Annotated in this window: 21 protein-coding genes; 6 read left to right on the top strand and 15 right to left on the bottom strand. The window is 47.3% G+C overall.

The features are described from left to right. Positions 1-11 precede the first annotated feature (11 nt). The 9 genes from ACT6NV_RS07070 to pdxA form a co-directional block, all read right to left on the bottom strand. Positions 12-1,343: a GntP family permease gene (locus ACT6NV_RS07070; RefSeq protein ID WP_445386557.1), complete on the bottom strand. Its 1,332-nt coding sequence runs from the start codon at positions 1,341-1,343 to the stop codon at positions 12-14. A gap of 85 nt (positions 1,344-1,428) precedes the next feature. Beyond that, positions 1,429-1,884 carry a 3-oxoacyl-ACP synthase gene (locus ACT6NV_RS07065; protein ID WP_445386556.1) on the bottom strand — a complete coding sequence of 152 codons (456 nt, stop codon included), beginning with the start codon at positions 1,882-1,884 and terminating at the stop codon, positions 1,429-1,431. Continuing rightward, a complete protein-coding gene (locus ACT6NV_RS07060; RefSeq protein WP_445386555.1) occupies positions 1,884-3,005 on the bottom strand; it encodes an NAD(P)/FAD-dependent oxidoreductase in 1,122 nt (373 codons plus the stop codon). Before ACT6NV_RS07060 ends, ACT6NV_RS07065 begins: the two co-directional genes overlap by 1 nt. A 39-nt stretch (positions 3,006-3,044) precedes the next feature. After that, positions 3,045-4,397, bottom strand: coding sequence for an acetyl-CoA carboxylase biotin carboxylase subunit (gene accC, locus ACT6NV_RS07055; protein WP_445383699.1), 1,353 nt, complete (start codon positions 4,395-4,397; stop codon positions 3,045-3,047). A gap of 68 nt (positions 4,398-4,465) precedes the next feature. After that, positions 4,466-4,957, bottom strand: coding sequence for an acetyl-CoA carboxylase biotin carboxyl carrier protein (gene accB / locus ACT6NV_RS07050; RefSeq protein ID WP_445386554.1), 492 nt, complete (start codon positions 4,955-4,957; stop codon positions 4,466-4,468). A gap of 29 nt (positions 4,958-4,986) precedes the next feature. Beyond that, the gene (locus ACT6NV_RS07045) at positions 4,987-5,982 is read right to left on the bottom strand and encodes a beta-ketoacyl-ACP synthase III (protein WP_445386553.1); all 996 of its coding nucleotides are present in this window, start codon (positions 5,980-5,982) and stop codon (positions 4,987-4,989) included. Between the two features lie 168 nt (positions 5,983-6,150). Continuing rightward, positions 6,151-6,348 (bottom strand): 50S ribosomal protein L32, encoded by a 198-nt coding sequence (gene rpmF, locus ACT6NV_RS07040; protein ID WP_445386552.1) that lies wholly within the window; start codon positions 6,346-6,348, stop codon positions 6,151-6,153. Between the two features lie 6 nt (positions 6,349-6,354). Beyond that, positions 6,355-6,900, bottom strand: a complete 546-nt coding sequence (locus tag ACT6NV_RS07035; protein WP_445386551.1) for a YceD family protein — start codon at positions 6,898-6,900, stop codon at positions 6,355-6,357. Between the two features lie 60 nt (positions 6,901-6,960). Next, entirely contained in the window at positions 6,961-8,034 is a 1,074-nt protein-coding gene (pdxA, locus tag ACT6NV_RS07030; RefSeq protein WP_445386550.1) for a 4-hydroxythreonine-4-phosphate dehydrogenase PdxA, read from the bottom strand. Between the two features lie 58 nt (positions 8,035-8,092). On the opposite strand from pdxA, the gene ACT6NV_RS07025 reads away from it, so the two are divergent. Then, positions 8,093-8,680 (top strand): riboflavin synthase, encoded by a 588-nt coding sequence (locus ACT6NV_RS07025; RefSeq protein WP_445386549.1) that lies wholly within the window; start codon positions 8,093-8,095, stop codon positions 8,678-8,680. 2 nt (positions 8,681-8,682) lie between these two features. On the opposite strand, the gene ACT6NV_RS07020 is transcribed toward ACT6NV_RS07025, so the two are convergent. Beyond that, the gene (locus ACT6NV_RS07020; RefSeq protein ID WP_445386548.1) at positions 8,683-9,771 is read right to left on the bottom strand and encodes an acyltransferase family protein; all 1,089 of its coding nucleotides are present in this window, start codon (positions 9,769-9,771) and stop codon (positions 8,683-8,685) included. 4 nt (positions 9,772-9,775) lie between these two features. Then, complete coding sequence (locus ACT6NV_RS07015) at positions 9,776-11,608, bottom strand: sodium:solute symporter family protein (RefSeq protein WP_445386547.1); 1,833 nt, start codon at positions 11,606-11,608, stop codon at positions 9,776-9,778. A gap of 67 nt (positions 11,609-11,675) precedes the next feature. Between ACT6NV_RS07015 and ACT6NV_RS07010 the strand changes: the two genes are divergently transcribed. Next, on the top strand, positions 11,676-12,434 hold the full coding sequence (locus tag ACT6NV_RS07010) for a sulfite exporter TauE/SafE family protein (RefSeq protein ID WP_445386546.1): 759 nt from the start codon (positions 11,676-11,678) through the stop codon (positions 12,432-12,434). Between the two features lie 2 nt (positions 12,435-12,436). Here the strand turns inward: ACT6NV_RS07010 and ACT6NV_RS07005 are convergent, their stop codons facing one another. The 3 genes from ACT6NV_RS07005 to ACT6NV_RS06995 all read right to left on the bottom strand — a co-directional run bounded on the left by ACT6NV_RS07005 (position 12,437) and on the right by ACT6NV_RS06995 (position 14,748). Then, the gene (locus ACT6NV_RS07005; protein ID WP_445386545.1) at positions 12,437-12,850 is read right to left on the bottom strand and encodes a DUF6691 family protein; all 414 of its coding nucleotides are present in this window, start codon (positions 12,848-12,850) and stop codon (positions 12,437-12,439) included. Between the two features lie 3 nt (positions 12,851-12,853). Beyond that, positions 12,854-13,411, bottom strand: a complete 558-nt coding sequence (locus tag ACT6NV_RS07000; RefSeq protein ID WP_445386544.1) for a YeeE/YedE family protein — start codon at positions 13,409-13,411, stop codon at positions 12,854-12,856. An 89-nt stretch (positions 13,412-13,500) separates the two neighbouring features. After that, entirely contained in the window at positions 13,501-14,748 is a 1,248-nt protein-coding gene (locus ACT6NV_RS06995) for an NAD(P)/FAD-dependent oxidoreductase (RefSeq protein ID WP_445386543.1), read from the bottom strand. A 237-nt stretch (positions 14,749-14,985) separates the two neighbouring features. Between ACT6NV_RS06995 and ACT6NV_RS06990 the strand changes: the two genes are divergently transcribed. The 4 genes from ACT6NV_RS06990 to ACT6NV_RS06975 are packed head-to-tail and all read left to right on the top strand — an operon-like array spanning position 14,986 to position 18,485. After that, on the top strand, positions 14,986-16,206 hold the full coding sequence (locus ACT6NV_RS06990) for a sulfite oxidase (RefSeq protein WP_445386542.1): 1,221 nt from the start codon (positions 14,986-14,988) through the stop codon (positions 16,204-16,206). Then, on the top strand, positions 16,206-16,688 hold the full coding sequence (locus ACT6NV_RS06985; protein WP_445386541.1) for a monoheme cytochrome C: 483 nt from the start codon (positions 16,206-16,208) through the stop codon (positions 16,686-16,688). The genes ACT6NV_RS06990 and ACT6NV_RS06985 overlap by 1 nt, the downstream gene beginning before the upstream one ends. Further along, positions 16,672-17,601 carry a sulfurtransferase gene (locus ACT6NV_RS06980; RefSeq protein ID WP_445386540.1) on the top strand — a complete coding sequence of 310 codons (930 nt, stop codon included), beginning with the start codon at positions 16,672-16,674 and terminating at the stop codon, positions 17,599-17,601. The genes ACT6NV_RS06985 and ACT6NV_RS06980 overlap by 17 nt, the downstream gene beginning before the upstream one ends. 2 nt (positions 17,602-17,603) lie before the next feature. Next, complete coding sequence (locus ACT6NV_RS06975) at positions 17,604-18,485, top strand: sterol desaturase family protein (protein ID WP_445386539.1); 882 nt, start codon at positions 17,604-17,606, stop codon at positions 18,483-18,485. 55 nt (positions 18,486-18,540) lie between these two features. Here ACT6NV_RS06975 and ACT6NV_RS06970 read toward each other — a convergent pair whose 3' ends face one another. Next, positions 18,541-18,981, bottom strand: coding sequence for a rhodanese-like domain-containing protein (locus ACT6NV_RS06970; protein WP_445386538.1), 441 nt, complete (start codon positions 18,979-18,981; stop codon positions 18,541-18,543). Positions 18,982-19,027 lie beyond the last annotated feature (46 nt).

Genomic DNA, 19,027 nt, shown 5'->3' with positions numbered 1-19,027 from the left:
TTAAGTACCCCTTAAGCAAACAATAAAGAGCATATAAATACGCCCAGAGCAGCTGTGCTTCCCAAAACCAGGGTGCCCAGCCCAAAGAGCCGGTATCCCGTTTTAACATCCATCCCGCTCATTTGGGTAACCACCCAGAAAAAACTATCATTGGCATGGGAAATGACAGAGGATCCTGCCCCTAAGGCGACTACTGCCAGCGCTTTCTCCACCTCACTTTCCAGCCCCAGTGCAGGCATCATTGGCAACAAAATGGAGGCGGCGGTTATCAGGGCAACCGTAGAGGATCCCTGTGCCGTTTTCAGGGCTGCTGCCAGGATAAAGGGAAGAAATATTCCCAGATTGAATTCCACCAGCGCAGTCCCCAGGGTTTCTGCAATGCCGGAACGCTGCAATACGGTCCCAAAAATTCCTCCGGCTCCGGTTATCAGCAGAATGGAAGCAGAATCCCGTATGGCTTTCCCGACCCATCCGCTGCTGGAAAGCATATCTTTTTTGAGTTTTGAAGGTAGTAGGAGCGAAAAGAAAACCCCTATGAGCAGGGCAATGACCGGTTCCCCAAGAAAATCGATCAGCGTCATTATCCCGGATAAGTCTGAATCGCCCGGGCGAATGAATGCCGATTTTAAGACGATCAGTAAAATAGGGACCACAATAGGCAAGGTTGCCTTGGCAAATCCCGGAGCCTTTACAGTAGCTTCCGCATTCGCTGTAGTTTCCGGCAAGGTGCCCGGGTCAAGTTGGGTACGTGACGCATAGCGGCTTGCAAACAGGACGGAGCTGAATAGTGCCAGCAAGCTGACCGGTAACCCAAAAAGAATCACCATCCCCAGATCTGCATTCAGGATTCCGGCTGCAGCTATGGGCCCCGGGGTAGGTGGCACAAGGGTGTGTGACACCATCAGGCCCAGTCCGAGGGCAATGGCCGCTCCGGCCAGGGAAATTCGCGCTTTCCGGCTCAGGCTTTTCCCCAGGGGGTCCAGTAACATAAAGCCTGAATCCGCAAAGACGGGAATAGATACTATATACCCCAGAATTCCCATAGCCAATGGGACCCGTTTGCTGCCAATCCATTTAAGCACTCTCTCTGCCAGGGTTCGCGCTCCGCCGCTGTGCTCCAAAAATGCCCCAATAATGATCCCCAGAACGATGATCAGGCCTATCTTCCCCAGCGTCCCCCCAAAGCCGTCATTTATGGCCAGGATAATTGCCTCCAGGGGCATCCCGACAGCCAGCGCATAGGCTATGGAAACCAGGAATAAGGCCAGAAAGGGATGCAAACTAAGGCGTGTGGTCAGGTAAATGATTACGATAACGGCAAGGACTAACAAGAAGATTTCCATGACGGGGATAGGTTTTCAGCACCCTTAATATCAGCTAAAAAATCCAGCAAAAAAAATCCCGGCTTTTAGAAGAGGTTCCCCTGCTTCAGAAAATTTCAAGAATTCTGACTTGCTTGTTTTGGAAGGCAGCCTCCTCCCCGGCAGCCTTCCCAATCAGGGCTTTACCTACCGGACTGGCCGTGGAAATACACCAGTAATCCGTATTTTCAAAGCGTACTGCTCCGGCAGATACAGCCAGATAATATAGTCCCGAATCCGAAATCACCAGGCTGCCTAGTCCTGCGATTTCCTGTCTGGATATGGGTTGCGGAATGCGTTTTAGCACCGCATACATTTGCTGTAGCTCCGCAAGCGCCCGGGCTGTTTTCTCCAGTTCCAAATGTAGCATTGCCCGCCCGGTTTCATGTTTGTCTCCGGCAGAGCTTTTTGTTTCGGAATCCAGCGCCTGTTTTAGTTCGGCTATCCTTGCCTGTAAAAGGGATTCTTTTGAATGCAACCACTTACTGCAATATTCCCTTAAAAAGGCCTTAACATCTTCCATTAGTGCTGCATTCCCAATTGAGCCAATTCGGCTCCTACCTGACTCCCGATGGCTACGCCCATACCGCCCAGCCGGACCCCGCAACTAACATTGTCTGAAAGCTTACGGAGAATGGGTTTTTTCTGACTGCCAACTCCCATGATTCCACTCCAGCGATGACTGATTTCATAGGTTGTATCCGGAAGGATAACCTCTCTGAGCAATTTCTCCAACTGTGACTGTATCAGCTCTGTTTGCCCAAACTCTGTGGTGGTCTCCCCAGCTTTATCCAGGTTTCTCCCTCCTCCAAACAATACCCTGTTTCCGATATTTCGAAAATAGTAATAGCCCTTATCCAGGTGGAAGGCCCCCCTGAACGGTAAATTTACGACAGGCGTGGTAACCAACACCTGAGCCCTGGCAGGAGATACGGGTAGCTCTGTTTGCTGCCCGGCAAAGCCATTTGTTGCCAGTAACAATTTTCGACAACTGAGCTCACCTATTGATGTTTGCAGGAAGACTCCTGAAGGGCAGTCTTCAAATTCGTGCAGGGAAACCCCGTTTAATATATGAACACCTTTTTCGCCTGCCTTACTTAAAAGGGCATTCATCATATTTCCCGTATCAATCTGACCTTCAAAAGGATTATAGACCAATTGAGGTAAAACCCCTTTGAAACCAAAAGTATTCGGGACAATTTTAAAGGGATTAGCTCCAAAAACCGGCTTGAGGAGAGCATTTATATAGTTAATCTTATCCAAGTATCGCGAAGTTTCCCCGCTCTCTGATTCCTGAAACAATTCGTAGCCGCCCAGCCCTTCATATCCTATTGCCCTGTCCCCAAGACGGTCTCTGAGCATTCGGATTCCATTCCAGCGACGGGTAACCAAATCCCGGACTTCTTCTTCAGAATGGGTTTTCAGGTCATCCAGGATTTCGGTAAGGCTGCCAAAACAGGCAAAACCTGCATTCTTGGTACTGGCTCCCTGGGGGAAGCTTCCCTTCTCGAGGATGAGTATCCTGGCCTGGGGTTCCTTTTCACGTAGTTCCAGGGCACAGGATATACCCGTAATACCACTGCCGATAATGCAGTAATCCAGCTCTGAAAGCCAGGTTTGGTATTCCCAGTAACTGATTTTCATCCGGCTGTTGGCTTAAGCTATTCTTTTTCTGTTCTGAGACTAGTCTTCAGGCGGAGGGGCCATTTTAAAGCCCTCCATAAACTTGGTGGTGTAATTCCCCGCAAGATAATCCGGGTGGTCCATCAGCTGGCGATGGAAGGGGATGGTGGTTTTAATCCCTTCGATCACGAACTCATCCAAAGCCCTTTTCATCTTATTGATCGCCTCTTCCCTGGTCTGGGCAGTAGTAATCAGTTTGGCAATCATGGAGTCGTAATTTGGAGGAATCGTATAACCACTGTAAACATGTGTGTCCAGGCGGATACCATGCCCTCCGGGAGTATGTAAGGTAGTTATTTTTCCGGGGGACGGCCTGAAATCATTGTAGGGATCCTCCGCATTTATCCGGCATTCGATGGAGTGCAGGTTTGGCGTATAATTTTTCCCGGAAATGGGGACACCTCCGGCTACAAGGATTTGCTCGCGAATCAGATCGTAATCGATCACCTGTTCCGTAATGGGGTGTTCCACCTGAATCCGCGTATTCATCTCCATAAAATAGAAGTTACGGTGCTTGTCCACCAAGAATTCAACGGTCCCCGCTCCTTCGTATTTGATATATTCCGCAGCCTTTACAGCTGCTTTCCCCATAGCATCCCGCAATTTATCGGTCATAAAAGGGGACGGGGTCTCTTCAGTAAGTTTTTGATGGCGTCGCTGTATGGAACAATCTCTCTCAGACAGATGGCAGGCCTTCCCGTACTGGTCTCCGATAACCTGTATTTCAATATGGCGGGGCTCCTCAATAAGTTTTTCCATGTACATCCCTCCGTTTCCGAAGGCTGCGGTTGCTTCCTTTACAGCACTTTCAAACTGCTTCTCCAGGTCTTCTTCTTTCCAGATGGCCCGCATCCCTTTTCCTCCACCTCCGGCTGTGGCCTTTATCATAACGGGATAACCCATTTTTTTAGCAATCTTCTTGGCGTCTGCAGCATCCTTTAACAGGCCTTCCGAACCGGGAATGGTTGGTACCCCGGCCTCCCTCATGGTAGCCTTTGCGGTAGCCTTATCCCCCATTTTATCGATCTGATCCCCTGTAGCCCCTATAAATTTTATCTCGTGTTCCGCACAGATTTTGGAGAACTTTGAGTTTTCGGAAAGGAATCCGTAACCCGGGTGAATTGCGTCAGCATTGGTGATTTCGGCAGCTGCAATAATGTTTGGTATTTTCAGGTAGGATTCACTGCTGGGGGCAGGCCCGATACAAACTGCCTCATCTGCAAAGCGAACATGCAGGCTTTCCTCGTCGGCCTTGGAATATACTGCAACCGTTTTTATGCCCATTTCCTTGCAGGTTCTGATAATCCTGAGGGCTATTTCTCCCCGGTTGGCAATCAATATCTTTTTAAACATAGTGCTTCTTCTCTTGGTAGTTCTTTTTTTTACTCAGTCCAGAGTTCCCAGAATTGCGTAAACAATGCCTAAGAAGGATCTATCAGGAAGAGTGGCTGATCAAATTCAACAGGAGACGAATCGTCTACCAGTACTTTTACGATTTTCCCGGAAACTTCAGACTCAATATCGTTAAAGAGTTTCATCGCCTCAATCACACAGAGTACATCTCCTTTAGAGATGGTGTCCCCCACTTCAACAAAAGAAGGTTTATCCGGCGAGGGTTTGCGATAAAAAGTTCCGATAATGGGAGACTTTATAGTTATGTATTTGGAGTCTTCTTCCGATTCCTTTTTGGGTTCAGCAGGTGCCGGAGTGGCTGGTGCAGCAGGTTGTGCGGCCCCCATCTGAGGCATCGCCTGTGCAGGCATCGGGATTTGCTGTACGTAAGTAGTTTCTCCGCTGCCACCACTGCCCCCTGTGCGAATGGTTATCTTAATATCATCCGTTTCCAGCTTTACTTCACTGGCTCCTGACTTGGCCACAAACTTGATCAGGCTTTGAATTTCTTTGATATCCATGAGTTAAGGTTTAGTTTGTTGTTAGTAATTTACGAATTATATGCCCATTTCAGGTAAATGGCTCCCCAGGTAAATCCGCCTCCGAAAGCGGCGAATACCAGGTTGTCTCCTTTTTTAAGCTGCTTCTCATAATCGTGTAACAAAAGAGGAAGCGTTGCGGAAGTGGTATTCCCGTATTTTTCAATATTCATCATTACCTTGGAATGTTCCAGGCCCATCCGCTTTGCCGTAGCATCAATAATACGTTTATTGGCCTGGTGCGGAACCAACCAGTTCACATCTGCATGTGTCAGATTATTGCGCTCCATTATTTTAGCAGAAACATCGGCCATATTAGATACTGCAAACTTGAATACGGATTTTCCATCCTGATATACATAGTGCCGCTTGTTTTTTACGGTTTCTTCGGAAGGTGGCATCAGCGACCCCCCGGCTTCAATCCTTAAAAACTCCCTCCCGTTACCATCGGACCGCAAAAATTCATCCTGCAGGCCCAGGCCCTCCGTATTGGGTTCAAATAAAACGGCACCCGCACCATCTCCAAAAATAATACAGGTGGTTCGGTCTGTGTAATCAATTATGGATGACATTTTATCAGCACCGATAAGCAGTACCTTTTTGTAACGACCGGATTCAATATATCGGGCAGCGGTGGACATCCCGTAGAGGAAATTGGAACAGGCTGCCTGCAGGTCATAAGCAAAAGCGTTTACGGCTCCTATTTTGGCGGCAACGTAAACGGCAGTAGCGGCAACGGGCATATCCGGTGTAGCTGTTCCCAAAAGTACCAGGTCTATCTCTGCCGGGTCCAGATTGCGCTTCCTTATAAGGTCTTCAGCTGCCTTTATTGCCAGATAGGAGGTTCCTTTATCTTTATCCTTTAAAATCCTTCGTTCCTTGATCCCGGTGCGGGTGGTAATCCACTCGTCATTGGTATCTACCATGGTTTCAAGAATGGCATTGGTAAGTTTATATTCGGGAACATATGCTCCTACAGCGGTAATCGCTGCCGAAATAGTACTCATTACAATCGTCGTTTTTGTAAAGGAAGCCTTTGAAAATCCTTCAAAATTCGTGAAAAATAAGTATTTTTTGGGAATTCCATCCCAAAAATAAGCCTTTTTGAATGTAGCATGGCTATAAAAAAACTCCCACTTCTCTAAGTGGGAGTTCAATACACAACATTTTCTTGATTAGGCGCTGGCCTCCTCAGTCTTGTCTACCAGAACCTGGCCGCGATAATACAGCTTACCTTCATGCCAGTGCGCTCGGTGGTACAAGTGTACTTCACCGGTAGTCGGGTCAGTGGCAAGCGTAGGAGCAGATGCTTTGTAATGCGTCCTTCTCTTATCCCTTCTGGTCTTCGAAGTTTTTCTTTTAGGATGTGCCATTCTAATCTATTTTTTATCCGTTAATAAATTTTTTAAAGCGTCCCATCTGGGATCGGTATTCTCTTTATCTCCTTTGGTCTCTCTGGGTTGTAATTCCTCAAGTTTTTTTAAAGCCTCAGACTTAAGGCTTCCGTCGGCAACCCCGGGATGGACCCGTTTTGTAGGTACTGCCAGAACAAGCATTTCATAAACGTACTGCGAGATGTTGAACTGGTGTTCCCCGTGGGGTAAAACCAATATTTCGTCATCCTCATCATTGTACTCTTCCCCGAACTTAATTACCAATTCCAGGGTAGATGAAATGGACTGGTCATACGGCTCATTGGTGATGTCACACGCCAGGTTTACCCAGCCCGAAGACCGGATTTCCAATTCCATCATGGTGCTCATTTTCTCGAGAACTACATCGAGTTTAATACTTGCTGCATTAAACTCATCGTAATCAAAAGACTCAAAGAACGCGTTATCAATTTGAAATTCAAAATGATGCTTCCCTAGTTTCAAACCCGAAAAAGGAATCGTAAATTCCTTATGCCTCATCGTCGTATCCATTCAATTAGGGCGTGCAAAGATACCCTTTTTTTGTAAAAAGTCAATTATTCTGTCACTTATTTATGACTCCTTCGCTCCCTTTCCGGACCGCCTTAATTTTTGCTTTTTCAGGGGGTTTTTATGAAGCTCTTCAAATTCTGATCTATGGCGGTATATCTGTATCCCTGTAAATATTGCTTCTTTAAAGGACGAGGGATCTGCTTTGCCTTGCCCGGCTATCTCAAAAGCTGTTCCATGATCGGGAGACGTCCTGATGCGGGACAGACCGGCAGTAAAATTAACCCCTTTTCCAAAAGACAGGGTTTTGAAGGGGATCAATCCCTGGTCGTGATAACAGGCGAGGATCCCGTCAAAGCTGAGATAGTTATCCGAGGCAAAAAAAGTATCCGCCGCATAGGGTCCGTATACCAGATAGCCGGAATCGTTTAGTTTTTTAAGGCTGGGTTTCAGGACCTCCTCATCTTCCTTTCCGATGACCCCATCATCCCCACTATGCGGATTGATTCCCAGAACGGCAATCCGGGGTTTTCGAACCCCGAAATCCCGCTTAAGAGAATCATCCATGGCCTTCACCTTATCATTTATCAGTTCAGGGCTAATAAGTGACGGGGCATCCTTTACGGGAACATGGTCTGTTAAGAGCCCGATCTTTAAAGTATCGGTAACCATAAACATCAGGCTTTTCCCTCCCAGTTCCTTTGCGAGGTAATCCGTATGTCCCGGGAAACTGAAATTTTCGCTTTGAACGGTCTTTTTGTTTATAGGTGCAGTGACCAAAATATCCACCTTTTCCTCTTGAAGGGCCTTTACTGCTGCCTTCAAAGACTGTATGGCATAACTTCCGCCCGTTTCGGTTGCCTTTCCGAAGTGAATATCCGGGCTGTCTTTCCACACGTTTACAACATTAATTTTCCCGTCGATGGCATCCGAAGCATCCTGTATTCCATGAAAATTCATCTCCATGCCCAAATGGGATTTCTGGAAAGAAATGGTTTTGGTGGAGGCAAATATCACCGGGGTGCAAAAATCAAGCATTCGGGTATCCTCGAAACTTTTTAAAATAACCTCGCCCCCGATACCATTGAGATCTCCAATGGATATTCCAACTTTAATTTTATCCTCGCGGTCCTGCATGAAAGATGTAACTTTGCGAATTAGAAAGCATCGCAAACTTACTCAATTTAGCTATACTATGTTTACCGGAATAATCGAAACCCTCGGGAAGGTGAGTGAACTAAGAAAAGAAGGCAGTAACCTGCATATCAGCCTGACCTCCTCCCTGGCTCCAGAGCTCAAAGTAGACCAAAGCCTGGCACATAACGGGGTTTGCCTGACGGTAGTTGAAATTAGTGGCGACACCTATACCGTTACCGCCATAGAAGAAACCCTTAACAGAAGCAACCTGGGGTCTCTTAAACAAGGCAGCCTGGTTAATCTGGAACGGGCCATGGTACTGGGAGCCCGCCTGGACGGGCATTTGGTTCAGGGGCATGTAGACCAGACCGCGCGTTGTACCCGGATCGAAACCCGGGATGGAAGCTGGGAATATTTTTTTGAATACCCGCAAGAAAACGGGCAGGTTACTATTGAGAAAGGCTCCATTACGGTAGATGGGGTTAGCCTGACCGTCGTACATTCCTCCCCCGGTGAGTTCAGTGTGGCGATAATTCCATATACCTATGAACATACGCGTTTTAAGGAGTATGAGGTAGGCAGTATCGTAAACCTTGAATTTGACCTCATCGGGAAATACGTGGCCCGATTGCTTGAAAAAAACTAGGCTCAGACCTTGATAAAGATCTTCTTTCTATACATATACAGGCCCAGCAGCAGGTAAAAGGAAACTACTGTTAGCCCGTACATCAGGGACGAAAATTTCATGGATACCCCCTCATACACATAAATGTTCCTGAACAACCATTCATGCAGGGATTGTCCATTGCCCATATCGATCAGGTAAAACAATTTGGTAAAAAAGCTGGACAGGAAATAGACTGTTATAGCATTTGCCCCCGCATATTTGAAGATGCTCCCAAACTGTATCCCCCGGATATCGGTAAGATAATAGATCAGGGCCAGCACCAGATTCGCCCAGCCGGCAGTAACCAGTACAAAACTACTGCTCCAGAGGGCTTTGTTGATCGGGAAAACCATATGCCACAGACTGCCCAGCAGCAACAAAGCGATGCCCATTACAATCATCCATTTGAGTTTTCCCTGTTTCTTTGATGAAAGCAGCAAGCCGGTAAAGACCCCGAGAATGGCAGTGACCACGGCTGGCAAGGTACTGAGAAGGCCTTCCGGGTCATAGTCCTCTTTGTACATATGCGTACCGAATACCTGCAAATCAATATAGTTGGCCCAGTTGTTTGCAGCCCGTTCCAGGGTTGGTGCCACTCCATCCAGGGGGATAAATCCCATCCATATCCAATAACCGAGCAGGACACTGATACTTACCCCAAAAAGGACTTTCCAATTCGTATAGAGAAACAATAAGGCAGTGATAAAGAAAACGACCCCAATCCGCTGTAGCACCCCCGGAAACCGTATTTCCTCAAAGGGTACAAAAAATGGGAAATCCAGGGAGAAAGCCCCCAGAAAAATCCCCAGGCCAATCAACTTCAAACTGCGGATGCTGATCTTTCGGATAGCTGCCGGCCCGGCCTGTTTGTTGCGGTAGGCAAATACAATTGAAGTCCCTACAATAAAAAGAAAGAAGGGAAATACGAGGTCTGTTGGCGTGTACCCATGCCACTCGGCATGCAGCAGTGGTGGGTAAACCGCAGACCAGGTACCCGGGGTATTCACAAGGATCATGAGGGCAATGGTAAGCCCTCTGAAAATGTCAACCGAAATGATTCTTTCCTTCATAGTTTTACAGTATTTCGCCTTTTAATTGTTTCCAAACCTTCAATAACAGCCAGCCTGCCAGGAGCACCACTGCTGTAAGTATCAGTGCCAGGGTATAATTTCCATAAATCCAGTTCCCGGTGGCAAACATGCAGCTATATACCAGGATGCAGCCCAGAATCATGGCCAGAACACCCTTGGGGACACTCCATTTCCCCGGCTGCAATACGATCTGCTCTCCTTCCGCCGCAGCATCCTCAACCACCTTTCTCCAGCCCGGACCTCCCGGTTGGATTTTTTTGTAAAAGGAACGCAGGATCTCCGGTTTTTCGGAAGGGGTCAGAAAAGTTACTGCCAGCCATACCACCGTTGTAATCAGGACAACTGAAGGGAATTTGCTCCATCCCGGCAACAGTCCTTCAGCCATTGCACCATTGCTGAGTTCACCCCCGAAAAGCTGTGATCCCAAGTCGCTCAGATTGAAAAGCAATGAAACCAGCCCGCTCACAAACATGGCAGATATTTCACTCCAGGCATTGATGCGCCACCAAAACCATCTCAGGATAAAAATCAAGCCGGTTCCGGCTCCAAACATCAGGATAATATCAAAGAGCTGCAGGGCATTGGTCAGGAACAGCGCAAAGATGGCGCTACAGACCATAAGGAGCACTGTAGTAATTCGTCCCACCAGTACAAGTTCCTTTTCCGACGCCCCGGGATGTATTTGTTGTTTGTAAAAATCGTTTACGACATATGAAGAACCCCAGTTCAGGTGGGTAGATATGGTAGACATATAAGCTGCTCCCAGCGAGGCCAGAACAATCCCCAGCAGGCCGCTGGGCAAAAGGGTCAGCATGGCGGAATACGCAAGGTCGTTCCCCAGTTTGGAGTTGTCAATATTGGGAAAGGCCTCCTGTATACTGGCGATGTCCGGAAATACAATAAGGGATGCAAGGGCCACCAGGATCCAGGGCCAGGGCCTGAGTGCATAATGCATGATATTGAAAAAGAAGGTCGCTCCAATAGCGTGTTTTTCATTTTTTGCAGCCAGCATCCGCTGGGCTATATAACCCCCTCCTCCAGGTTCTCCTCCCGGATACCAGGCACTCCACCACTGTACTGCAAGTGGGATTACCAGTATCCCAATCAGGGCCTCAGTATCCGAAAAATTGGGTAAAATAGATATTTTCCCCCGTACATTTTCATGGTTGACCAGGGCGGAAACACCCCCTACTTCAGGCAGATTTACCAGATAAATCGCCGCACCAACCGCTCCGATAATAGCAACAAAAAAGAGGATCAGATCTGTATAGACTACCCCTCTGAATCCTCCGACGGCACTAAAAATAACTGTAATTACCCCTCCGATCAGGACCGTTTGCACCGGGCTGAGCCCAAGCATTACCTGCCCGATCTTAATCGCAGCCAGGGTTACTGCCGACATGGCCATTATATTGAAGAAAATCCCGAGATAAATAGATCGGAAGCCCCTTAGAAAGTGAGCTGGTTTTCCGCCATATCTCAGGTCATAGAATTCCATATCTGTTGCCACATTGGAACGCCGCCATAACTTGGCGTATACAAACACAGTTAACAGCCCGGTAAGCAAAAAAGCCCACCAAACCCAGTTCCCGGACACCCCGTTGCTGCGCACAATATCGGTCACCAGGTTTGGGGTATCAGTAGAAAAGGTAGTGGCAACCATGGAGAAGCCCAGCAGCCACCAGGGCATATTCCTACCGGAGAGAAAAAATTCGGTAGTGTCCTTTCCGGCCCTCTTGGAAACGACAATCCCAATGATTAAAACGATACTGAAAAACCCAATGATCAGTGCGTAATCTAAGGTGCTGAGTTGCATAGGTTGGTTGTGGTTACGCGATAAAGATATTATTTTTTGGGATACCTTTACAGCAGGAAACCAACCTATGAGCATCCTCCCAGACGCCCTCAACCTTACGGCTGCTACATTTATTCTCGCGCTTTCGGGAAGTTTTGTGCTGGGGCTTTCCAAGTCCGGGATCAAGGGGATTGGGGTTTTGATCGTTACCCTTATGGCCCTTGCCTTTGGGGCGCGACAATCAACCGGTACCCTGGTACCCCTTTTGATTTGCGGTGATATTTTCGCCGTGGTGTATTACAACCGTCATGCCCGCTGGCAATATATCAGAAGGTTCCTGCCCTGGATACTTCTGGGAATTTTCTTTGGCATGCTAATCGGGAAAGACCTTCCGGAAAAACAGTTCAAATGGGCGATGGCCGGAATCATTATGTTTAGTGTGCTTATGATGTACTGGTGGGATTTGCGAAGGTCCAAAAGCGTGCCTTCCCATTGGGCTTTTGCAGGCTTTATGGGAATCATGGCAGGAATTACAACCATGATCGGGAACCTTGCCGGGGCGTTTTCAAACATCTATTTCCTGGCGATGCGATTACCCAAAAACGTCTTTATCGGAACAGCCGCCTGGCTATTCCTGATCATCAACCTGGTAAAATTGCCACTGCATATTTTTGTCTGGGAAACCATCACTTTTGAGGTAATCCAAACCAATTTTTTCCTGCTCCCGGCCTTGTTGGCGGGATTATTTGCAGGGATCCGCCTGGTCAGGTGGATAACGGACAACTTCTACCGGAAAATGATCCTCATCCTTACGGCCGCCGGTGCAGTTATACTGTTATTCCGATAGTATTAATGTGGTAATTTATCCCGTAACAGACCATATACAAAAGTGCCCAGAACTGCGGCCACAATCACGATTAAAATGGGTGCATAGCCCGCCCCTACGAGGGTAAACATCGGGCCGGGACAAGCTCCCGCAAGGGCCCATCCCAAACCAAAGAGCACCCCGCCAATAGCATATCTGGGGACACTCTTGGCCTTGGGACAAAATTCTATGGGTTCCCCGTAAAAGGATTTCAGGCGGAACCTTTTTAGTATCTGAACAAATATGACCCCTAGTACCACTGCCGTGCCGATAATACCATACATATGGAAGGCATCAAACTTGAACATTTCGTAAATCCTGAACCAGGAAGCTGCCTCCGATTTAAACATGGTAATCCCGAAAAAGATTCCGATCAATAAGTATATAAAGCTTCTCATTTTTTAAAATATTAAGGGGAACAGGAAGTAAATCATAATCATACCGCCTACAAAAAATCCGATAACGGCTATCAGAGACGGCCATTGGAGGTCGCTCAGTCCCGAAATGGCATGCCCGGAGGTGCAGCCCCCCGCATATCTCGCGCCAAAACCTACCAAAAACCCTCCTAATGCCAGTAAGCCGATACTTTTAACATTTGTCATGGCGTCCAGGGAGAATAGTTCGTCTGGCATATAGGCCTTTCCAGCACTGTTAAATCCAAGGGTTTGTAATTCGGCGACCGTATCCGGGTTGATCATAACTGCCGGATCTGCCGTCAGCCATTGAGAGGCTATAAATCCACCGATAATTGCCCCGGCAACTACGATCAGGTTCCATTTCTGGGTGGCCCAGTCGAACTTAAAAAAATCAGATTTTTTATCGGCCCCGCAAATGGTACAAAACGTACGCAGGTTGGCCGACATACCAAAGTTTTTGCCAACCAGCATCAGTAATAACATTACAATTGCAATGGCCGCCCCGGATACGTACCAGGGCCAGGGTTGCATAATCCAGTCCATCAGAGTTTGTTGTTTTTGTATTAATTAAAAGCGCAATATTAGCAACATTTATGTGATTCCCGTGTAACCTGAGTCACACAGGCTAAATGTTAAACCTCTTTCCCCTTCAGCATTTTGTTCCAGTAAAGATAGGGAAGGCCATACTTCTTGAGCATCCATAACCTCCAGTGTTCTTTGGAAGAATCCCAGATCAGCATCTGCTTTAGTTTTGGGTCCGGAGTAAAATTGTTGTCGTAATCGAATTCAGCCAACACCATTTTCCCATAGTCAGTTACAATGGGGCATGAGGAATAACCGTTGTAGGATTTCTCAGTGATATTCCGGGTAGCAATAAGCGCCATTATATTGGCAACTACCACAGGAACCTGTTTGCGGATAGCAGCCCCTGTTTTGGATGCCGGTATCCCGGCAACGTCTCCCAGACCAAACACATTCGGAAACTTGTGATGCTGTAAGGTGTGCTTATCCACATCAAGCCACTTAGCCTCATTGGCCAGGGAAGATTCCCGTACACATTTGGGGGCTACCGAGGGAGGTGCCAAATGAAGCATGTCATAATGAATTCCGGTCAGGTCTCCATCCTTTTCGATTTTGATATTCTTATGGTTGTATTCGTGCTCGTGATCGGCAAACTGGTACCAGGCAATTTTATTGGGCCCGTCAATCTTAACCAGTTTATATCCAAAACGCAAATTGATGTCTTTTCGGTCTACTACTTCTAAAAGGGTTTTCTTGACCTCAGGGACCCCAAAAATGGTTGTCCCCGGTGTTGCAAAGACCACTGTGGTATTCTCGCGAACCCCTGCTTTTCTGAAATGGCTCTCGGCCAGGTACATGATTTTCTGTGGGGCACCCCCGCATTTTATGGGTGTGGTTGGTTGCGTAAACAGGGCTGTGCCTCCCTTAAAATTCTTTAGTACCTCCCAGGTATGTTCCGGGTCGGTATAATTGCTACAAACTACTCCTTTGTCAAGCGCTTCTGCCAGACCGGGTACAAGGCTTAAATCATAGGTCAGCCCGGGGGCCACTACCAGATAATCGTATGTGTATTGCGCTCCGGAAACAGTAGTCACTGAATTGGATTCAGGCTTAAAAGCCTCAACGCTGTCCTGTATCCATGTTGCCCCTTTTGGGATAACGGATTTCATGGGGCGGGCGGTTTTCTTGTAATCATATGTACCCGCTCCGACCAGGGTCCAGGCAGGTTGATAATAATGGGTATCAGAAGGGTCAATAATCCCGATTTTCAGGGCTTTGTTTTTTTGAAGAAACTGGGCTGATGTCATAATGCCAGCCGTTCCTCCACCGATAACTAAAATTTCAAAATGTTTATCCATGGCTAAGTCATTTATTCAACAGTAAATTTACGAAACCCTCTATCGGAAAATTGTAACCTTTGTTACATTGGTACCCTTATTCTGCACTCCCGTTTTTATTCTGAATCAATCACGTTTCATCCCACTGGGAACAGCCGTATATAAGCCCCGGGCAACCCTAAAATTCAAATCTGTAACAAAGGTTACAAAGCTTTTTTTGAAAAAAACCTAAGTTTATAAATTCAAGCATCAGTCTCTATGGAACGTCGTAAATTTATTGAGAGATCCACACTGTCCGTTTTTGCCGCTGCCCTGGGAACGGAAATCGTATTTGGGAATTACTTGCCTCCGGGTATTCCGCTATTGGGGCTACAGGATCCCGATCCCTTTAAAATGTTCAACAAGGACCCCGACATGGTGGTGCTTAACGATAAACCCTGGAATATTGAGGCCAGGGCCCATTTGTTGGATGACGCCATTACCCCTAATAAGGTTCTTTTTATTCGCAATAATGGCAAGATTCCTGAAAATATCGATGTGGCAAATTGGGAACTCCGTTTTGACGGGGAATCGGTCAAAAATCCAAAAACCTACAGCCTGCAGGAATTGAAGTCCAGGTTCCCGCATTATACCTATCAGTTAACACTGGAATGTGGTGGGAATGGTCGCAGTGAATTTAACCCACCCGCAAAGGGAAACCAATGGACGGTTGGTGCAGTGGGTTGTGCCGAGTGGACAGGGGTTCGACTCAAAGACCTGCTGGAGGATGTGGGTTACCAATCGGATGCAGTCTATATAGGTTACCACGCTGCCGACCAGCACCTCAGCGGAGATCCTGAAAAGGAGCCCATTTCAAGGGGGATTCCTATGCAAAAAGCACTGCAGGATGAAACTCTTGTAGCTTTCCAAATGAACGGGGCTGATATCCCCCTGGCACATGGATATCCTCTCAGACTAGTCGCCGGCGGATGGCCTGCTTCGGTATCCGGGAAATGGCTTAACCGGCTCAGTATACGAAACAAAGTACACGATGGGGAAAAAATGGGCGGAACCTCTTACAGGGTTCCCTGCACACCAGTTGCCCCGGGCGAAAAAGTGGCAGATGAAGATATGTGCATTATTGAATCCATGCCTGTAAAATCGTTGATCACCTATCCCAAAACAGGTGCCACCCTTCCACTGGGTCGGTCTTTGGAATTCAGAGGACATGCCTGGGCAGGGGAACTGGAAGTCAGCAAAGTCTATTATTCCATAGACTTCGGAAGCAGCTGGCAGGAATGCCGCCTGGAACCTCCGGCTAATCGGCTGGCCTGGCAGCGTTTTTCGGGCTCGGTGAGATTTCCAAAAAAAGGCTATTACGAGCTATGGGCAAAGGCAGAAGACAGCCAGGGGAACTCACAACCCATGGTGCTCCCCGGGTGGAATCCAAAAGGATACCTCAATAATGCCTGCCACCGGATTGCAATAAAAATAACCTGATGGAAGGTCCAGACAAATTTCAGGAGAGCGCCCGGCAGATTTACCGTATGATGGGAGTTGTATTTGCGGTGTTTACTCTTATAGGCGGGTTTTTGGTCTATCTGATGATCGATCCGGACCTCAGTGCTTTTAAACCACAGCCCGAGATGGCCATAGCCGAACAAACTGTGGTTGCTGAAGATGACTTTGATAAGATTGAAAACGGGGTACACTTGCGTACCGGCTTTGTTGAAGGAGAGGGCCTGATGACCGTGGTCAATAATTGCACCAATTGCCATTCTGCACGGCTGGTAACCCAAAACCGTATGTCAGCAGAAGGGTGGACCGCCACCATACGCTGGATGCAGGAAACTCAGAATTTATGGGACCTCGGGAATAATGAAGCCATTATAGTAAACTACCTGGCTACTTATTATGCCCCTGAAAACAAAGGCCGCAGACAAAACTTAGAAGATATAGAGTGGTATGCCCTGGAAGACTAAATACATAGTGATTCTTTGGTTGGTCATGGCTTCCTGCAGGCAGGAAGCCGAGCCGGTTGTACTTAAATACTACAACGAGGAGGCTCTGATTGAGGTTGCGGATTTGCAGGAAATCATAGGCAGTGACGGAGTAAAAATCATCGATTTTCGCAGAATGGCGGATTTCAATGCGGGTCACATTCCCAATTCCATTCCAATGTGGCGAAGTGATATAGAGGATCAGCAGTTTCCCGGAAAAGGGCTGATGGCCAGAAAGGAGGCTGTTGAATCGCTGCTTTCAGGGCTTGGGGTTGGCCAAAATGATCAGTTGATCCTTTATGATGACCAGGCGAATTGCGACGCTGCAAGACTTTGGTGGGTGCTGAAGGTATACGGCTTTAACAGGGTTCGCCTGCTCAATGGCGGGCTGCATGCCTGGCAGGCCACCGGTGGCAAAATCACAGACGTTTACACCCGTATGGAAGCCGGGGATTTTCATTTCGAAGGGCCTTCAAATCCGGACTTACTCATAAACAAGGAAGAAGTAACAGCCATCCTGGGGGACGAAAACTGGGCGATCCTGGATGCCCGGACGGCAGATGAATACTGTGGGAAACGACAGAAGAAAGGAGCCGCCCGGGCGGGGAGGATTCCCGGAAGCCTGCACCTGGACTGGGCCAGTGCAGTGGATTATAATGGAAATAAAACCTTTAAAAAACCGGAAGAACTTCAAAACATATACGGAGAGTTAAAAAGTAAATCTAATATTATAGCCTATTGCCATTCCGGGGTTCGGTCTGCACATACCAGCTTTGTGCTCTCCGAATTGCTGGGATACCGACAGGTAAGGAATTATGACGGTTCCTGGCTCGAATGGAGTGCTGATCCTTCAGCACCGGTAACAAAAGACAGCATTACAACAATATTTCAATAGTTATGGAAAAGTATCTGGAAGCCTTTGGCAAAGCATTTATGGGAACGATAAACTGGACCTGGAAATCCATCCTTTTTGAGGTCCCCTGGTATACCAATTATTTTTGGGGATTGATCGCAATTTCCCTTATCGTCTGGGGGCTGGAAATTTTATTCCCCTGGCGAAAAGAACAGTCCATATTCCGCAAGGATTTCTGGCTGGATGCCTTTTATATGTTTTTCAATTTTTTCCTCTTTGCTATTGCCATCAGCGGATTCTATAAATTACTGGAAGTCCTTTTCAGAGATCTTGGCATTGCGGCCAACGCCCTGGCTATTATCGACACCAGAGCCTGGCCCGCCTGGGTTCAATTACTTGTGTTTTTTATTGTGCTGGATTTTGTACAGTGGTTCACCCATATTTTACTGCATAAATACCCGGTTCTATGGCAGTTTCACAAGGTTCACCACAGTGTTAAGGAAATGGGGTTTGCAGCGCACCTGCGATATCACTGGATGGAAAACATCCTGTATAAGCCCCTGAAGACTTTTGGGGTTATGATCCTGGGTGGCTTTGAACCGGAACAGGCTTATATTGTCCATTTTGCAGCAATCGCCATCGGCCACCTGAACCACTCCAATATTAAAATTACCTGGGGGCCGTTAAAATATATTTTCAATAATCCCGTCATGCATCTGTATCACCATTCATACACCTTGCCCGAGGGGAAATACGGAGTCAATTTCGGGATCAGCCTCAGTCTTTGGGATTACCTTTTTAAAACCAATTATATCCCGGAAGACAGCGGCACCATACCCCTGGGTTTCCCCGGCGATGAAAACTTCCCAAAGGATTTTGTACATCAGAATATTTACGGTTTTGGCAAGCGGGACAAGTCCAACTAAAGAAGTTTTGTTTTAGGGGTTTCCCAACATTCAGATGGTTATTTTTTGTGTCCACTCAGTAGACGATATTCCCGTTGCGGAGCCAGATCGCCCACTTTTTGCTATACCCATGGATGTTTTGGGTGGCCCCCTGCTGATCAACCACAGGATGGCCCTGGTTTATCCATTCAAAAATCCCCCCGTATAAATTACGTGCGCCGGTATATCCAGCCCTCCTGAGTTTTTGTGTAATTTTCTGGCTTCTGTACCCTACTGAACAATAGACCACAAGATCCTTCCCTTTAAGCCCTTCAGGGATATTTTCAAAATCAAACTTGCTAAACCCCACCCAAATAGCCCCTGGGATATGGCTAACCTCATATTCTTCCTTTTTCCGGGCATCCAGAAAAATGGTGTTGTCTTGTTTTACTGCCTCGGATACCCCAATGGTGGGAACCCGGTCTGAGAGTAAGCGTTTCAGGGTAGCCTCGTAGGCAGCATCCGTTACCTGTGCCATAATCCCGGTCAGGCCAGAAATAAAGCAGGCTGCTGAAAATATTACT

It is taken from the genome of Robiginitalea insularis (assembly GCF_052497835.1).
This window is presented reverse-complemented; position numbering and strand designations above follow the sequence as displayed.

What these genes read in the sequence shown, in the direction of transcription:
- ACT6NV_RS07070 (WP_445386557.1), bottom strand. Translation starts at nt 1,343, where the DNA reads ATGGAAATCTTCTTGTTAGTCCTTGCCGTTATCGTAATCATTTACCTG.
- ACT6NV_RS06990 (WP_445386542.1), top strand. Translation starts at nt 14,986, where the DNA reads ATGGAACGTCGTAAATTTATTGAGAGATCCACACTGTCCGTTTTTGCC.
- ACT6NV_RS06985 (WP_445386541.1), top strand. Translation starts at nt 16,206, where the DNA reads ATGGAAGGTCCAGACAAATTTCAGGAGAGCGCCCGGCAGATTTACCGT.
- ACT6NV_RS06980 (WP_445386540.1), top strand. Translation starts at nt 16,672, where the DNA reads ATGCCCTGGAAGACTAAATACATAGTGATTCTTTGGTTGGTCATGGCT.
- ACT6NV_RS07035 (WP_445386551.1), bottom strand. Translation starts at nt 6,900, where the DNA reads ATGGATACGACGATGAGGCATAAGGAATTTACGATTCCTTTTTCGGGT.
- ACT6NV_RS07000 (WP_445386544.1), bottom strand. Translation starts at nt 13,411, where the DNA reads ATGGACTGGATTATGCAACCCTGGCCCTGGTACGTATCCGGGGCGGCC.
- ACT6NV_RS07020 (WP_445386548.1), bottom strand. Translation starts at nt 9,771, where the DNA reads ATGAAGGAAAGAATCATTTCGGTTGACATTTTCAGAGGGCTTACCATT.
- ACT6NV_RS06975 (WP_445386539.1), top strand. Translation starts at nt 17,604, where the DNA reads ATGGAAAAGTATCTGGAAGCCTTTGGCAAAGCATTTATGGGAACGATA.
- ACT6NV_RS07060 (WP_445386555.1), bottom strand. Translation starts at nt 3,005, where the DNA reads ATGAAAATCAGTTACTGGGAATACCAAACCTGGCTTTCAGAGCTGGAT.
- pdxA (WP_445386550.1), bottom strand. Translation starts at nt 8,034, where the DNA reads ATGCAGGACCGCGAGGATAAAATTAAAGTTGGAATATCCATTGGAGAT.
- ACT6NV_RS07045 (WP_445386553.1), bottom strand. Translation starts at nt 5,982, where the DNA reads ATGAGTACTATTTCGGCAGCGATTACCGCTGTAGGAGCATATGTTCCC.
- ACT6NV_RS07010 (WP_445386546.1), top strand. Translation starts at nt 11,676, where the DNA reads ATGAGCATCCTCCCAGACGCCCTCAACCTTACGGCTGCTACATTTATT.
- ACT6NV_RS07005 (WP_445386545.1), bottom strand. Translation starts at nt 12,850, where the DNA reads ATGAGAAGCTTTATATACTTATTGATCGGAATCTTTTTCGGGATTACC.
- ACT6NV_RS07065 (WP_445386556.1), bottom strand. Translation starts at nt 1,884, where the DNA reads ATGGAAGATGTTAAGGCCTTTTTAAGGGAATATTGCAGTAAGTGGTTG.
- accC (WP_445383699.1), bottom strand. Translation starts at nt 4,397, where the DNA reads ATGTTTAAAAAGATATTGATTGCCAACCGGGGAGAAATAGCCCTCAGG.
- accB (WP_445386554.1), bottom strand. Translation starts at nt 4,957, where the DNA reads ATGGATATCAAAGAAATTCAAAGCCTGATCAAGTTTGTGGCCAAGTCA.
- ACT6NV_RS06995 (WP_445386543.1), bottom strand. Translation starts at nt 14,748, where the DNA reads ATGGATAAACATTTTGAAATTTTAGTTATCGGTGGAGGAACGGCTGGC.
- ACT6NV_RS07025 (WP_445386549.1), top strand. Translation starts at nt 8,093, where the DNA reads ATGTTTACCGGAATAATCGAAACCCTCGGGAAGGTGAGTGAACTAAGA.
- ACT6NV_RS06970 (WP_445386538.1), bottom strand. Translation starts at nt 18,981, where the DNA reads ATGGCACAGGTAACGGATGCTGCCTACGAGGCTACCCTGAAACGCTTA.
- ACT6NV_RS07015 (WP_445386547.1), bottom strand. Translation starts at nt 11,608, where the DNA reads ATGCAACTCAGCACCTTAGATTACGCACTGATCATTGGGTTTTTCAGT.
- rpmF (WP_445386552.1), bottom strand. Translation starts at nt 6,348, where the DNA reads ATGGCACATCCTAAAAGAAAAACTTCGAAGACCAGAAGGGATAAGAGA.